This window comes from Streptomyces sp. NPDC048277 (genome assembly GCF_040652235.1).
In the GTDB taxonomy this organism is placed as follows: Bacteria; Actinomycetota; Actinomycetes; order Streptomycetales; family Streptomycetaceae; genus Streptomyces.
Genome location: NZ_JBEZLQ010000013.1, coordinates 18,883 through 32,512 on the forward strand (window position 1 = coordinate 18,883; position 13,630 = coordinate 32,512).

A 13,630-nucleotide genomic window follows, 5' to 3' on the forward strand; every position below is an offset into this window, starting at 1 on the left:
TCAGATCCTCTCGGTCGGTACGGGGAGCAGCGGGGTGCGGTCGGTCGCGGTGCAGTGGCCGTGCGCGTGGGCGTCGAGTTCCGTCGTGAACGTCGTGAGGGCGCTGCGGACCAGGCGGATCGTGCCGTCGGGGTGGTGGCAGGCGCCTCTGCCCTCCACCAGGCCCGCCCAGCGGGAGATGTCCGTGCGGGTGGTGCCCTGGGGGCCCGGCGTGGCCAGGGTCTGGAAGGCCGCGGCCATGCGCGGGAGGCCGTTGAGGCAGGGGCCGCACTGGCCCGCCGACTGCAGCGCCAGGTAGCGCAGGACGCGGGCGGTTTCGGTCAGGCCGCAGCGGTCGGCGGGGAGGGCGGCCAGGACGCCCGCTCCCAGGTACGCGGAGGACAGGGGGACCCGGGCGGCCTCCGCGGCCGGGATCCAGGTGCCGTGGTAGCCGCCGATCAGGGCGGCGGACGCGCCCTCCAGCGGGAGGAGCCGGCCGACCGTCATGCCGAACGGGGCTTCCACGACCCGGGCTTCGCGGCCCGGGACATGCAGGGTGCACAGGATGCTGCCGGGTTCGGCGGGGGTACCCGCCGAGCGGAACCACTCCGCGCCGTAGCGGGCTATCAGGGCCAGGTGGGCCAGGGTCTCGACGTTCTGGACCAGGGTGGGGGCGCGGCGCACCCCGCGTTCGCGGACCGGCGGGTTCGGGTGGGTGGGGCGGGCCGGGCCGCCGGAGAGGTACTGGACGAGGGCCGAGGCCTGGCCGGAGAGGAAGCGGGCGGGCAGTCGTACGACCTGCACCCGTACCGGATCACGGCGCTGGGCGATGGCCGACTCCAGGTAGGAGGCGCCGTCCTCGACGGCGAGGTAGGCCTCCTCCGCGCCGATCGCCTCGGCCGCCAACTGCAGCCCGTCCAGGACCAGATGGGGTGAGAGGTGCAGAAGGGTCTTGTCCTTGTGGCTGGCCGGTTCGCTCTCCGCGCCGTTCGCGACGACGACCGGTGCGCGCTCGGTGCGGCGGGCCGCGTCGGCGACCGCGACGAACTTGCGGTACGCCGGGAAGCCCGCCCCGCCCCGTCCGGTGAGGCCGGATTCGGCGAGCGTGCGCAGGAGGGCGGCCGGAGCGCCGTACGCGAGGGGGCCGTAGCGCTGTTCGTGCGTGGCGAGGTCGGCCGGGGTGCCGCCGGGGGCCAGCAGGCGTGGGGACATGTAGACATCCGTGAAGAGCGTGGTCATCAGTGGGCCCCTTCGGTGTGCAGGAGTGCGGCGGGGGTCTGGCGGGAGGTACGGACGGCCTGCGCGGTGCGCAGGGCGAAGGCGGTGATCACCGTCGCCACGCAGGCCACGGTCAGCCAGGTCATCCAGTCGGTGCCGGCGTCCGTGCCGATGCCGATGCCGTGGACGAGGGCGACCGGCCAGGAGGCGTACGCCAGCCAGTGCACGGCCCGCCAGGCGCGGTGGCCGAGTCGGTCGCGCAGGAGGCTGGTGACCAGGACCGCGAGCATCAGGTCGAAGGCGACCGTGCCCAGGCCGAGCCAGAGCGGCTGGTAGTCGGAGACGAAGGGGACGAGGGCGTCGAGGACCGTGATGTTGACGTAGCTGTCGATGACCGCCACCGCGATGTGCAGGGCCAGGAAGGCGGTCGCGGACAGGGAGAGGGTGCGGTGGAGGGTGACCGTGCCGAAGCGGGGCAGACCGGGGAGGCGGGTGCGCAGGCGGACGGCGATGCCGAGCAGGACGACGACCGTGAAGAGGACCAGGCAGACGGCGCCGGTGGCCCGGTTGGCGTACCAGAGGGTCTCGGAGGTCATGCCGCCGCCTCCAGGGCCGCGAGGGGGGCGGGCCAGCCGGGGGTCGTGACGACCGTGCCGTTGTGCGCCACCAGGCGGGCGGGGAGGCCGAGGCGGGTCAGCCAGCGTTCCGCGCCCGCGCCCTTGACCAGGGCCGCCGTGGTCGCCGCGTTGGCGTCGGCGCAGCTCACTGCGGCCACCGAGACCGTGCGCCACGGGGAGCGGACCGGCAGGCCGGTGCGCGGATCGACGATGTGGTGGAGGTCGTAGCCGCCGCGCTGCCAGCGGCGGGCGGTGGTACCGGAGGTGGCGAGGCCGCCGGAGCGCAGCCCGACGGTGTCGTACGACCCCTGCGCGGGCGTCTCCCCGACCGGCCCGGTGATGTCCTGGACGCGGATCTGCCAGCCGCCCGCCGGGGGCTCGCCGGCGACTGCCGTGTCGCCGCCGAGGCTCACCAGCACGCCGCAGCCGGCCGCGTCGGCCAGCATCTTCGCGGCCCGGTCGGCGGCCCAGGCCTTGGCGGTGGCGCCCAGGTCGAGGCGGACGCCCTCGGGGACGGTGACCGTGCCGGTCTCCCGGTCGAGGGTGACCCTGCGCCAGCCGGGGGCGCGGCGGACGCGCAGGGAGACCGGGCGGTCGTCCTCGCGGACGAGGGTGAAGTCGCGGTCGTAGCCGATCGCGTCCATCGCCGAGCCGACCGTGGGGTCCACCGCGCCGTCCGTCGCCTCGGCCGCGCGCAGGGCGACGGCGAGGGCCTCGGCGAGCAGCGGGCTGACCCGGACCGGACGGCCGTGGGCGGTGTCGAGGGCGGCCAGTTCGGAGTCGGCGCGGAACCGGCTGCAGGCCGCGTCCACCTCGGCGAGCTGACGGGCGAGGAGCAGGTTGCACGAGTCCAGCAGGGCGGTGTCGGTGACGACCAGACGGACGGTGGTGCCCAGGGCGCGCCATTCGGTGGCGGCCGTGGTGCGGAGGGCGGTGGTGGTCATGACGCCCCCGAGGTGGAGTCGGAGGAGCCGCTGCCGGAGGTGAGTCCGTCGGAGGAGGACTGGAGGTCCGAGGAGGAGTTCGAGGAACTCGAAGAACTCGACGAACTCGACGAGCTGGAGGAGCTTGTGGAGCTGGACGGGCTGGAGGAGCTGGACGAGTCGGACGACTTGGAGGTCGAGGTCGAGGACGAGGAGCTGTCCGTGCTCGTCGAGCCGGAGCTGTTCCCGGAGGAGCTGGTGCTGCTCGACGTCGTACCGCTGCCGCTCGCCGTCGTCTCGGCGTCCGACTGCATCGTGCCGACCAGGGCGAACACCCCGGCCGCCGCGGCGAGCGTGACCGCCGCCGCCAGGGCCGCTGTGCGCCGGGTGCCCCGGCGGACCGCAGCGGCCGCGCCCCGCTCCCCCTGCCGATCCCCCGGCCGATCTCCTTGCCGCGTGCCCTGCACTCTCTCGGTCATGACCGATCCCCTCCTGCGTGACTCTCTGTCACGCATTACGTTCGGGTATCGGCCTGAGAGAAGTCTGTGAGGCTCCCATATGGATCGGAAGAACTGTCTGAGACGTTCCTGAAAAGACGCGGGGGCCGCCGGTGGGTCACCGGCGGCCCCCGCAGAGGGAGTTGAAATCAGTTGGCGGTCAGGCGGGTGATCGCCTCGTCGACCGTCAGCTCCTCGCGCTCGCCCGACTTGCGGTCCTTGAGCTCCAGGACACCCTCGCCGGAGCGGCGGCCCGCGACCAGGATCTGCGGTACGCCGATGAGCTCCGCGTCCGTGAACTTCACGCCCGGGGAGACCCCGGCCCTGTCGTCGACCAGGACGCGCAGGCCGGCCGCCCGCAGCTTCTCGGAGACCTCCAGGGCGAGTTCGGTCTGCAGGGCCTTGCCCGCGGCGACGACGTGCACATCGGCCGGGGCGACCTCGCGGGGCCAGACCAGGCCGTGCTCGTCGGCGGTCTGCTCGGCGAGGGCGGCGACGGCACGGGAGACGCCGATGCCGTAGGAACCCATGGTGACGCGGACCGGCTTGCCGTTCTGGCCGAGGACGTCGAGCTTGAGGGCGTCGGCGTACTTGCGGCCCAGCTGGAAGATGTGGCCGATCTCGATGGCGCGGTCCAGCTTCAGGCCGGTGCCGCACTTCGGGCACGGGTCGCCGTCCTTCACCACGACGACGTCGACGAACTCGTCGACCTCGAAGTCACGGCCGGACACCACGTTCTTCGCGTGCATGCCCTCCTTGTTGGCGCCGGTGATCCAGGCGGTGCCGGGGGCCACCCGCGGGTCGGCGATGTACTTCAGCTTCTCGCCGAGGCCCTGCGGGCCGACGTAGCCGCGGACCAGGTCGGGACGGCCCGCGAAGTCGGACTCGGTGACCAGCTCGACGGCGGCCGGGGCGAAGTGCGCCTCGACCTTGTCCATGTCGACCTCGCGGTCGCCCGGGACACCGACGGCCACGATCTCGCCGTCGACCTTCACCAGGAGGTTCTTCAGGGTGTCCGAGGCCTGGACACCGAGGTGCGCGGCGAGGGTCTCGATGGTCGGGGTGTCCGGGGTCGGGATCTCCTCGAGCGCGGGCACACCGGTGGCGTCCACCGGCTTCAGCTCGTACGTGATCGCCTCGGTGTTCGCCGCGAAGTCGCAGTTCGGGCAGTCGGCGAAGGTGTCCTCGCCGGCCTCGGCCGGGGCCAGGAACTCCTCCGACTTCGAGCCGCCCATGGCGCCGGCGGTGGCCGCGCAGATGCGGTAGTCGAGGCCGAGGCGCTCGAAGATCCGCTGGTAGGCCTGGCGGTGCAGGGCGTAGGAGTGGGCGAGGCCGTCGTCGTCCAGGTCGAAGGAGTAGGAGTCCTTCATGAGGAACTCGCGGCCGCGCAGGATGCCGGCGCGCGGGCGGGCCTCGTCCCGGTACTTGTTCTGGATCTGGTAGAGGATGACGGGCAGGTCCTTGTACGACGACGCCTGGTCCTTCACCAGCAGGGTGAAGATCTCCTCGTGGGTGGGGCCGAGGAGGTAGTCGCCGCCCTTGCGGTCCTGGAGGCGGAACAGCTCGGCGCCGTACTCCTCCCAGCGGCCGGTCGCCTCGTACGGCTCCCGGGGCAGGATGGCCGGGAGCAGCACCTCCTGGGCGCCGATCGCGTCCATCTCCTCGCGGACGACCCGCTCGATGTTGGACAGCACCTTCAGGCCGAGCGGCAGCCACGACCAGATCCCGGCCGCCGTACGGCGGACGTAGCCCGCGCGGACGAGAAGCTTGTGGCTGAGGACCTCGGCGTCCGCCGGGTCGTCACGCAGCGTCTTCGCCAGCAACTGGGACATGCGTTGGACCGGTGCGTTCGCCATGGTTCTCGTACTCCTGCCGGGAAAGGTTGATGGCTAGGAGGTTAGCCGGGCTTGCTGTGCCGGTGGAAATCCGTTAACGGCGGCCGGATCATCTGCGGCGCAGCGGCAGGGGGGCGCCCATGACGGCGTACGGCTTCGGGGCGCTGGGGAAGTGGACCTGGCGGGCGAGGTCGACGTAGCCGAGGGAGTGGTAGAGGCCGCGGGCCGGGCTGTCGGTGTCGATCGCGGAGAGGATCGAACGGGGCTCGGCGGCGCTGTCGGTGATCAACGTGATCAGGCGGCGGCCGATACCGCGGTTCTGGTAGCGGGGGTGCACATGCAGCTCGGTGATGACGAAGGAACTGTCGAGCCAGTCGGCGTGGCCCTGGGCGCGGAGGTAGGGCTCAACGACGGTGGACCACCAGTGGGTGCGGCTGTTCGGCATGCCGTAGACGAAGCCGACGAGGTGGCCTTCGGCCGTCGCGCCGAGGGCCCTTGCCCCGGGGTACTGCATGTGCCGCAGGACGATCTGACGGCGGACCGCTACCTCGTCGGGGCCCAGGCCGAAGGCGATCGCCTGGACTGCCAGGGCCTCGTCTACATGGGAGGGGAGGTCCAGGGGGCCGATCACGAGGTCCATGAGGGGGAGGGTACAGGGGCTTCCGGTTGTCGTAGCGAACGGTCAGAACAGAACGCTCATGAACGCGCCGACCTCCTGGAAGCCCACCCTCAAGTACGTCCTTCTCGCCGCCGTGTTGAAGTCGTTGACGTAGAGGCTGACCACCGGGGCCACGTCCGCCAGTGCGTAGCGGAGGACCGCTGCCATCCCCGGGGCCGCCAGGCCCCTGCCCCGGTACTCGGGGGCCACCCAGACGCCCTGGATCTGGCAGGCCTCCGCCGTCGCCGCGCCGATCTCCGCCTTGAAGACCACCTTGCCGTTCTCGTCGAGCCGGGCGAACGAGCGCCCGGAGCCTACGAGTTCGGCCACCCTCGCCTGGTAGAGGAGGCCACCGTCGCCGGCCATCGGGGAGACGCCCACCTCCTCCGTGAACATCGCCACGCACGCCGGCATGATCGCTTCCATCTCGTCCTTGCGGATGCGGCGGACGTAGGGATCGGGGGCGATGTCGGCGGGCATGCGCTCGGTGACCATCAGGGGCTGGTGGCCGCGGACCTCTCGGGCCGGGCCCCAGTGCGGTTCCAGGAGGCGCCACAGCTGGGCGGTGGACTCGGAGGGGCCCACGATCGAGGAGCAGCGGCGGCCGGCCCGGCGGGCCCGGTCGGCGAAGGCCCGGATCGCGCGCGGGGTGGCGCAGATCGGAACGAGGTTGGCGCCGGCGTAGCAGAGGGACGTGAGCATGCCGTCCTCGTACCAGCCCCACATCTCGCCGCCGAGGCGCCAGGGGTCGAGGCCGGCCACCTGGACGCGTGAGGTCACGAAGGCGTTCGTGACCGGCTCGCGGTCGAGTACGGCGAGCGCGGCGTCCAGGTCACTCGGTTCGAGCACCCGTGAGGTGGTCTGCGTCAACACGTGCGGGGCCTCACGCTGAGGAGTTCTGCTGATCTCCGCACTGTACCTGCGGAGGCTGAGCCGTGCTGCCTCGTGTGGGTTGCCGCTGGCTTGTAGGTTGCCGTCTGCTGCAGTCCCCTTGCCCCTGGGGGCTGCCGCCCCCAGGCCCCCGCTGTCAAGCGCCCATGAGCTCGGGAGGGGTTGCCCGGTCGCGCGTACCGGTCGTGTGTGGCTGGCCGCGCAGTTCCCCGCGCCCCTTTCGGGGCGCTCGTCCTGGGCGACAGCCGCACATCGAAACAGGCCCGCGGCCCTTGCGGGGTGCTAGCCCCGGCGGGAGCGAAGAGGCTCAGCTTCCTGTCGAAGCGAAGCCGCGGGCCGGATCAGAGGGGTGCAGCCCCTTGGGGATGGGATGGGTAGGGGCGGCGGGGGCGGAAACAACCTTCCCCCGGCGCCCGGGGACTGTGCTCAGCCCGCGACTGCGATCGTCGGCTCGCCCGACGCCACGCCCTCCGCCTCCATCTGTTCGGCCAGCTTCATGGCCTCCTCGATGAGGGTTTCGACGATCTTGGACTCCGGGACCGTCTTGATGACCTCGCCCTTGACGAAGATCTGGCCCTTGCCGTTGCCGGAGGCGACGCCGAGGTCGGCCTCGCGGGCCTCGCCGGGGCCGTTGACGACGCAGCCCATGACCGCGACGCGGAGGGGGACCTCCATGCCGGTGAGGCCGGCCGTGACCTCTTCGGCGAGCTTGTAGACGTCGACCTGGGCGCGGCCGCAGGACGGGCAGGAGACGATCTCCAGGCCGCGCTGCTTGAGGTTGAGGGACTCCAGGATCTGGTTGCCGACCTTGACCTCCTCGACCGGAGGCGCGGAGAGGGAGACGCGGATCGTGTCGCCGATGCCCTGGGACAGGAGCGCGCCGAAGGCGACGGCCGACTTGATCGTGCCCTGGAAGGCCGGGCCCGCCTCCGTGACGCCGAGGTGGAGCGGGTAGTCGCACTGGGCGGCGAGCTGGCGGTACGCCTCGATCATCACGACCGGGTCGTTGTGCTTGACGGAGATCTTGATCTCCCGGAAGTCGTGCTCCTCGAAGAGGGACGCCTCCCACAGGGCCGACTCGACCAGGGCCTCGGGCGTCGCCTTGCCGTACTTCTGGAGCAGCCGGCGGTCCAGGGAGCCGGCGTTCACGCCGATGCGGATCGGGGTGCCGTGGTCCTTCGCGGCCGCCGCGATCTCCTTGACCTTGTCGTCGAACTGCTTGATGTTGCCCGGGTTGACGCGGACGGCGGCGCAGCCCGCCTCGATCGCGGCGAAGACGTACTTCGGCTGGAAGTGGATGTCCGCGATCACCGGGATCTGCGACTTGCGGGCGATGGTCGCGAGGGCGTCCGCGTCGTCCTGGGTCGGGCAGGCGACCCGGACGATCTGGCAGCCGGACGCCGTCAGCTCGGCGATCTGCTGGAGGGTCGCGCCGATGTCGGACGTGCGGGTCGTGGTCATCGACTGGACCGAGACCGGGGCGTCTCCGCCGACCGCCACGGAGCCGACCTGGATCTGCCGGCTCTTCCGGCGCTCGGCGAGCTTGGTCGGAACGGACGGCATGCCGAGAGAAATCGCAGTCATCTGCTGTGCAACCCCAAGTCGTGGATCTAGGTCCAGGTCCCGTCCGAAGCGGGTTCCAGGCTTCGAGATTACGGCACCGGCACAGGGGCGAGCACATCCCCCACCCGTAAACCCACTCAATGGAAGCGGCCCGGAACAGAGTGTTCCGGGCCGCTTCGAACGTCGTATGGCTACGAGATTTTCACCGGGTTAACCACGTCGGCGATCAGGACGAGGATCGTGAAGCAGACGAACACCCCCGCCACCACATAAGCCACCGGCATCAGCTTCGCCACGTCGAACGGGCCGGGGTCCGGGCGGCGGAGGACCCTTGCCAGGTTGCGGCGCAGGGACTCCCACAGGGCACCGGCGATGTGGCCGCCGTCCAGCGGGAGCAGCGGGAGCATGTTGAAGAGGAACAGGGAGAGGTTGAAGCCCGCCACCAGCATCAGTGCCATGGCCAGCTGCTGGGTGGGCGGGATGTCCAGGGTGAAGATCTCGCCGCCGACGCGGGCCGCGCCGACCACGCCCATCGGGGAGTCCGGCTGGCGGGGGGCGCCGTCGAAGGCCGCGTCCCACAGGGCCGGGATCTTGCCGGGCAGGCCCGCGATGGAGTCGACGGCCTCGCCGAGGCGGTCGCCCATCCAGGTCACCGACTCGCCGAAGTCCTGGTGGACGATGCCGGTCGCGGCGCTGAAGCCGAGGAAGCCGGCGGTGACGTACTGGCCCTGGACGATCTGGCCGCTGGAGTCCTTCTTGGCGACCTGGTTGGTGGCGATCTTCGCGTGCAGGGTGACGTCCTGGCCCTTGCGGTCGACGACGATCGCGACGTCCTTGCCGGGGGTGGCGCGGATCAGGTCGGAGAGCTGGTTCCAGCTGGTGGTGGCCACCCCGTTGAAGGAGAGGATCTTGTCGCCCGCCTTGAGGCCCGCGGCGGCGGCCGGGGAGGCCGCGTCGGTCTTCTTGCAGGTGTCGCGGTTCTGGCTCTGCGCGATCACGCACTGGGAGACCGTGCTGACCGTGGTGGTCTGCTGGCTGATGCCGAAGCCCATCAGGACGGTGAGGAAGAGGGCGACGGCGAGGACCAGGTTCATGAAGGGGCCCGCGAACATCACGATCACGCGCTTCCAGGGAGCGCGCGTGTAGAAGAGGCGGCTCTCGTCGCCCTCCTGGAGTTCCTCGAAGGCGGCCGAGCGGGCGTCCTCGATCATGCTGCGCCAGGGCGAGGTGGAGCGGGCGGTGACCCGGCCGTCCGCGCCGGGCGGGAACATGCCGATCATGCGGATGTAGCCGCCGGCCGGGATGGCCTTGATGCCGTACTCCGTGTCGCCCTTGCGCCGCGACCAGATGGTCGGGCCGAAGCCGACCATGTACTGCGGGACGCGGATGCCGAAGAGCTTGGCGGTGGAGAGGTGGCCCAGCTCGTGCCAGGCGATCGAGACCAGCAGGCCGATCACGAAGACGACTATGCCGAGGATCATCATCAGGGCTGTCATGCACGCGCCTCCGCGGTCGCCTTCTGTGCTGTCAGTTCCCGGGCCCGGGCCCGTGCCCAGGTCTCCGCTTCGAGGACGTCCGACACGGTGAGCGAAGTTCCCGTACGCGGGCTGCCGTGCTCCTCGACCACCCGGGTGACGGTCTCCATGATCCCGTTGAAGGGAAGCAGACCGGTCCGGAAGGCCTCGACGCACTCCTCGTTGGCCGCATTGAACACCGCCGGGGCGGTGCCCGCGAGCTCTCCGACGTGCCGGGCGAGGTTCACGGACGGGAAGGCCTCGTTGTCCAGCGGGAAGAACTCCCAGGTGGACGCCTTGCTCCAGTCGAAGGCGGGCGCCGCGTCCGGGACCCGTTCGGGCCAGCCGAGACCGATGGCGATCGGCCCACGCATGTCGGGGGGCGTCGCCTGCGCGATCGTGGATCCGTCCGTGAACTCAACCATCGAGTGGACATACGACTGCGGGTGTACGACCACCTCAATGCGATCGAAGGGAATGTCGTAGAGGAGGTGCGCCTCGATCACTTCCAGCCCCTTGTTCACCAGGGTCGCGGAGTTGATCGTGATGACCGGTCCCATCGCCCAGGTGGGGTGGGCGAGCGCGTCCTCGACGGTGACGTCGGCCAGCTCGGCCTTCGTACGGCCGCGGAAGGGGCCGCCGGAGGCGGTCACGACCAGTTTCCGGACGTCGGCCCTGGTCCCCGCCGCCAGCGACTGGAAGAGCGCCGCGTGCTCGGAGTCGACCGGGATGATCTGGCCCGGCTTGGCCAGTGCCCTGACCAGCGGGCCGCCGACGATCAGCGACTCCTTGTTGGCGAGCGCGAGGGTGCGGCCCGCCTCCAGGGCGGCGAGGGTCGGCGCGAGGCCGATGGAGCCGGTGATGCCGTTGAGGACGGTGTGGCACTCGGAGGCGGCGACGTGCGTGGCCGCGTCGGGGCCGGCGAGGATCTCGGGGAGCGGTTCACCGGTGCCGTACAGGCCCGTCAGCGCCTCGCGCAGCGCCGGTACGACGTCCTCGCGGGCGACCGCGACGGTCCGCACCCGCAGCCGGTGCGCCTGCTCGGCGAGGAGGGCGACCCGGCCGCCGTTGGCGGACAGGGCGGTGACCCGGAAGCGGTCGGGGTTGCGCAGCACGAGGTCGATGGCCTGGGTGCCGATGGATCCGGTGGAGCCGAGGATCACCACGTCCTTCGGGCCGTCGCCCGGGAGCGGGTCGTAGACGAGGTGCGGGTCCGCGAGGGGTGCCGGACTGGCGGGACTGTCGGTCATCCCCCCATTGTTGCCGCAACCGGCGGCCCGGAGGACAGCGCGTCCCTCGCGCGGGTGCCTTATCAGTTCTTGGCGCCGTATGACGCGGAATTCCCTTTGTGAGGTTCACGTGAAGATCATGTGATAACACTTCTGTCGAGCCGTCGGATGAACGGCTCAATTCGGATCCAGGGGGGATCTCTTCATGCGTACTCCGCGGATACGTGCTGCCCTGCCCGCGCTCGCGGGCGCCGCGCTGCTCACCGGCACCGTGCTCAGCACCCCGGCCCAGGCGGCCGGCGGTGTGACCATCTACCACGTCTGGTTCGACAGCCCGGGCAGCGACAACCGCTCCAACGCCAGCCTCAACGCCGAGTGGGTGCAGATCAAGAACACCGGCGGCTCGGCCGTCTCGCTCAAGGGCTGGATCCTGAAGGACGCCTCCAACCACCGGTACGTCTTCAAGGACGTCAGGATCGGCGCCCGCAAGACGATGAAGGTGCACACGGGCCGGGGCACGGACACCGCGTCGGACAAGTTCCAGAACCGCCGTGCCTACGTGTGGAACAACACCAGTGACACGGCGACGCTGACCAGGGCGAGTGGCGCCAAGGTCGACTCCTGCTCCTGGACGACGCGGGATCCGAGCGACAAGTACTGCTGAAACGCTACTGCGCTGAATCGCTACTTCAGGGGGCGGCGGACGTTGTCCTGCTGCGAGGGTCCGGGGGTCGCGTCGGCGATCCACGGGCCGTCGCCCGACGGGTCGACGACCCCCTGCTCCAGCCACTCGTAGGAGCCGCCGAGGACGCCCTTGACGACCTTGCGGTCCAGGTCGTCGGTGTTCGACCACAGGCGGGTGAACAGCTCGTCGACGCGGATGCGGGCCTGCCGGCAGAACGCGTCGGCGAGCTGGTAGGCCTCGCGGCCGTGCTCGCCCTGGCTGCGCAGCAGCTCGGCACGGACGCAGGCCGCGCTCATCGCGAACAGCTCGGCGCCGATGTCCACGATCCGGCCCAGGAAGCCCTGCTTGGTCTCCATCCGGCCCTGCCAGCGGGACATGGCGTAGAAGGTGGAGCGGGCGAGTTTGCGGGCATGGCGCTCGACGTAGCGCAGATGCGGGGCGAGATCCACGCCGTGTTTGAAGTCGCCGTACGACGTCGGGAGCTGGCCCGGACCCGCGACCAGCTTCGGCAGCCACTTGGCATAGAAGACGCCCGCGTTGGCGCCCGCCTTCGCCTTGTCCTGGAGGGACTTGTCGGGGTCGATGAGGTCGCCGGCGACCGAGAGGTGGGCGTCCACGGCCTCACGGGCGATCAGCAGGTGCATGATCTCCGTGGAGCCCTCGAAGATGCGGTTGATCCGCAGGTCGCGCAGGATCTGCTCGGCCGGGACCGCCCGTTCGCCGCGTGCCTCGAGGGACGCCGCCGTCTCGAAGCCTCGGCCGCCGCGGATCTGGACCAGCTCGTCCGCCATCAGACAGCCCATCTCGCTGCCGTAGAGCTTGGCGAGGGCGGCCTCGATGCGGATGTCGTTGCGGTTCTCGTCGGCCATCTGGGAGGACAGGTCGACGACCGCCTCCAGCGCGAAGGTGGTCGCCGCGATGAAGCTGATCTTGGAGCCGACCGCCTCGTGCAGCGCGACCGGCTTGCCCCACTGCTCACGGGCCGCCGACCACTCCCGGGCGATCTTCAGGCACCACTTGCCGGCGCCCACGCACATCGCGGGCAGGGAGAGCCGGCCGGTGTTGAGGGTGGTGAGCGCGATCTTGAGGCCCGAGCCCTCGGGGCCGATGCGGTTGGCCGCCGGGACCCGGACCCGGTGGAAGCGGGTCACGCCGTTCTCGATGCCGCGCAGGCCCATGAAGGCGTTGCGGTTCTCGACGGTGATGCCCGGCGAGTCCGCCTCGACGACGAAGGCCGTGATACCGCCCTTGCCGTCCTCGGACTTCGGGACCCGGGCCATGACCACGAGCAGGTCGGCGACCACGCCGTTGGTCGTCCACAGCTTCACGCCGTCGAGGACGTAGTCGTCCCCGTCCCGTACGGCGGTGGTGGCGAGGCGCGCCGGGTCCGAGCCGACGTCCGGCTCGGTGAGCAGGAACGCCGAGATGTCGGTGCGGGCGCAGCGGGGCAGGAAGGCGTCCTTCTGCTCCTGGGTGCCGAAGATCTTGAGCGGCTGCGGTACGCCGATGGATTGGTGGGCGGAGAGCAGCGCGCCGACCGCCGGGTTCGCGGAGCCGACCAGGGCGAGGGCCTTGTTGTAGTAGACCTGGGTGAGGCCGAGGCCGCCGTACTTGGGGTCGATCTTCATGCCGAGGGCGCCGATCTCCTTGAGACCGGCGATGACCTCGTCGGGGATGCGCGCGTCGCGCTCGATGACCGCGGAGTCGATCTTCGACTCGCAGAACTCGCGCAGCTTCGCGAGGAACTCCTCGCCGCGCTGTACGTCCTCGTCCGCGGGGAGCGGATGAGGGTGGATGAGGTCGAGCCGGAAGCGCCCGAGGAACAGTTCCTTGGCGAAGCTGGGCTTGCGCCAGTTCTGTTCCCGGGCGGCCTCCGCCACCTGGCGGGCCTCCCGCTCGGTGACGGTGGGTTTCTTGGTGGTGGGGGCGGACATTGAGGCTCACCTCGCCACAAAAGGGGACTTTGAGGACCGTTCGTTACCGACCAGTGCTACTGGATCGTTGGTACCCGAAACGGGCCG

The 13,630-nt window shown here is 70.8% G+C and carries 12 protein-coding genes; 2 read left to right on the top strand and 10 right to left on the bottom strand.

All coding sequences use genetic code 11. The features are described from left to right. From AB0D85_RS26840 to AB0D85_RS26850, 3 genes are read right to left on the bottom strand one after another with little or no spacing between them, the layout of a single operon-like run. The gene (locus AB0D85_RS26840) at positions 1–1,218 is read right to left on the bottom strand and encodes an NADH-ubiquinone oxidoreductase-F iron-sulfur binding region domain-containing protein (RefSeq protein ID WP_362325129.1); all 1,218 of its coding nucleotides are present in this window, start codon (positions 1,216–1,218) and stop codon (positions 1–3) included. Next, complete coding sequence (locus tag AB0D85_RS26845; protein WP_362325132.1) at positions 1,218–1,793, bottom strand: ferric reductase-like transmembrane domain-containing protein; 576 nt, start codon at positions 1,791–1,793, stop codon at positions 1,218–1,220. Before AB0D85_RS26845 ends, AB0D85_RS26840 begins: the two co-directional genes overlap by 1 nt. Beyond that, a complete protein-coding gene (locus AB0D85_RS26850; protein ID WP_362325135.1) occupies positions 1,790–2,758 on the bottom strand; it encodes an FAD:protein FMN transferase in 969 nt (322 codons plus the stop codon). Before AB0D85_RS26850 ends, AB0D85_RS26845 begins: the two co-directional genes overlap by 4 nt. A gap of 39 nt (positions 2,759–2,797) precedes the next feature. Between AB0D85_RS26850 and AB0D85_RS26855 the strand changes: the two genes are divergently transcribed. Next, a complete protein-coding gene (locus AB0D85_RS26855; protein ID WP_362325138.1) occupies positions 2,798–3,286 on the top strand; it encodes a hypothetical protein in 489 nt (162 codons plus the stop codon). 97 nt (positions 3,287–3,383) lie between these two features. On the opposite strand, the gene AB0D85_RS26860 is transcribed toward AB0D85_RS26855, so the two are convergent. The 6 genes from AB0D85_RS26860 to dxr all read right to left on the bottom strand — a co-directional run bounded on the left by AB0D85_RS26860 (position 3,384) and on the right by dxr (position 10,945). After that, entirely contained in the window at positions 3,384–5,090 is a 1,707-nt protein-coding gene (locus AB0D85_RS26860; protein ID WP_362325141.1) for a proline--tRNA ligase, read from the bottom strand. Between the two features lie 88 nt (positions 5,091–5,178). After that, positions 5,179–5,709, bottom strand: coding sequence for a GNAT family N-acetyltransferase (locus AB0D85_RS26865; protein WP_362325144.1), 531 nt, complete (start codon positions 5,707–5,709; stop codon positions 5,179–5,181). A 42-nt stretch (positions 5,710–5,751) separates the two neighbouring features. Further along, entirely contained in the window at positions 5,752–6,600 is an 849-nt protein-coding gene (locus AB0D85_RS26870; protein WP_362325147.1) for a GNAT family N-acetyltransferase, read from the bottom strand. A gap of 444 nt (positions 6,601–7,044) precedes the next feature. Continuing rightward, complete coding sequence (ispG, locus tag AB0D85_RS26875; RefSeq protein ID WP_362325151.1) at positions 7,045–8,202, bottom strand: flavodoxin-dependent (E)-4-hydroxy-3-methylbut-2-enyl-diphosphate synthase; 1,158 nt, start codon at positions 8,200–8,202, stop codon at positions 7,045–7,047. A 170-nt stretch (positions 8,203–8,372) separates the two neighbouring features. Continuing rightward, positions 8,373–9,665 (bottom strand): site-2 protease family protein, encoded by a 1,293-nt coding sequence (locus AB0D85_RS26880; protein ID WP_362325860.1) that lies wholly within the window; start codon positions 9,663–9,665, stop codon positions 8,373–8,375. A gap of 8 nt (positions 9,666–9,673) precedes the next feature. Further along, positions 9,674–10,945: a 1-deoxy-D-xylulose-5-phosphate reductoisomerase gene (dxr, locus tag AB0D85_RS26885; RefSeq protein WP_362325154.1), complete on the bottom strand. Its 1,272-nt coding sequence runs from the start codon at positions 10,943–10,945 to the stop codon at positions 9,674–9,676. 184 nt (positions 10,946–11,129) lie between these two features. Here dxr and AB0D85_RS26890 point away from each other — a divergent pair, with 184 nt between their 5' ends. Beyond that, positions 11,130–11,588 (top strand): lamin tail domain-containing protein, encoded by a 459-nt coding sequence (locus tag AB0D85_RS26890; protein ID WP_362325157.1) that lies wholly within the window; start codon positions 11,130–11,132, stop codon positions 11,586–11,588. A gap of 20 nt (positions 11,589–11,608) precedes the next feature. Here AB0D85_RS26890 and AB0D85_RS26895 read toward each other — a convergent pair whose 3' ends face one another. Then, entirely contained in the window at positions 11,609–13,543 is a 1,935-nt protein-coding gene (locus AB0D85_RS26895; protein ID WP_362325160.1) for an acyl-CoA dehydrogenase family protein, read from the bottom strand. Positions 13,544–13,630: the final 87 nt, after the last annotated feature.

Excerpts from the sequence above, each read along its gene's own strand:
- AB0D85_RS26890 (WP_362325157.1), top strand. The coding sequence starts at position 11,130 with ATGCGTACTCCGCGGATACGTGCTGCCCTGCCCGCGCTCGCGGGCGCC.
- dxr (WP_362325154.1), bottom strand. The coding sequence starts at position 10,945 with ATGACCGACAGTCCCGCCAGTCCGGCACCCCTCGCGGACCCGCACCTC.
- AB0D85_RS26895 (WP_362325160.1), bottom strand. The coding sequence starts at position 13,543 with ATGTCCGCCCCCACCACCAAGAAACCCACCGTCACCGAGCGGGAGGCC.
- AB0D85_RS26865 (WP_362325144.1), bottom strand. The coding sequence starts at position 5,709 with ATGGACCTCGTGATCGGCCCCCTGGACCTCCCCTCCCATGTAGACGAG.
- AB0D85_RS26840 (WP_362325129.1), bottom strand. The coding sequence starts at position 1,218 with ATGACCACGCTCTTCACGGATGTCTACATGTCCCCACGCCTGCTGGCC.
- AB0D85_RS26845 (WP_362325132.1), bottom strand. The coding sequence starts at position 1,793 with ATGACCTCCGAGACCCTCTGGTACGCCAACCGGGCCACCGGCGCCGTC.
- ispG (WP_362325151.1), bottom strand. The coding sequence starts at position 8,202 with ATGACTGCGATTTCTCTCGGCATGCCGTCCGTTCCGACCAAGCTCGCC.
- AB0D85_RS26880 (WP_362325860.1), bottom strand. The coding sequence starts at position 9,665 with ATGATGATCCTCGGCATAGTCGTCTTCGTGATCGGCCTGCTGGTCTCG.
- AB0D85_RS26850 (WP_362325135.1), bottom strand. The coding sequence starts at position 2,758 with ATGACCACCACCGCCCTCCGCACCACGGCCGCCACCGAATGGCGCGCC.
- AB0D85_RS26860 (WP_362325141.1), bottom strand. The coding sequence starts at position 5,090 with ATGGCGAACGCACCGGTCCAACGCATGTCCCAGTTGCTGGCGAAGACG.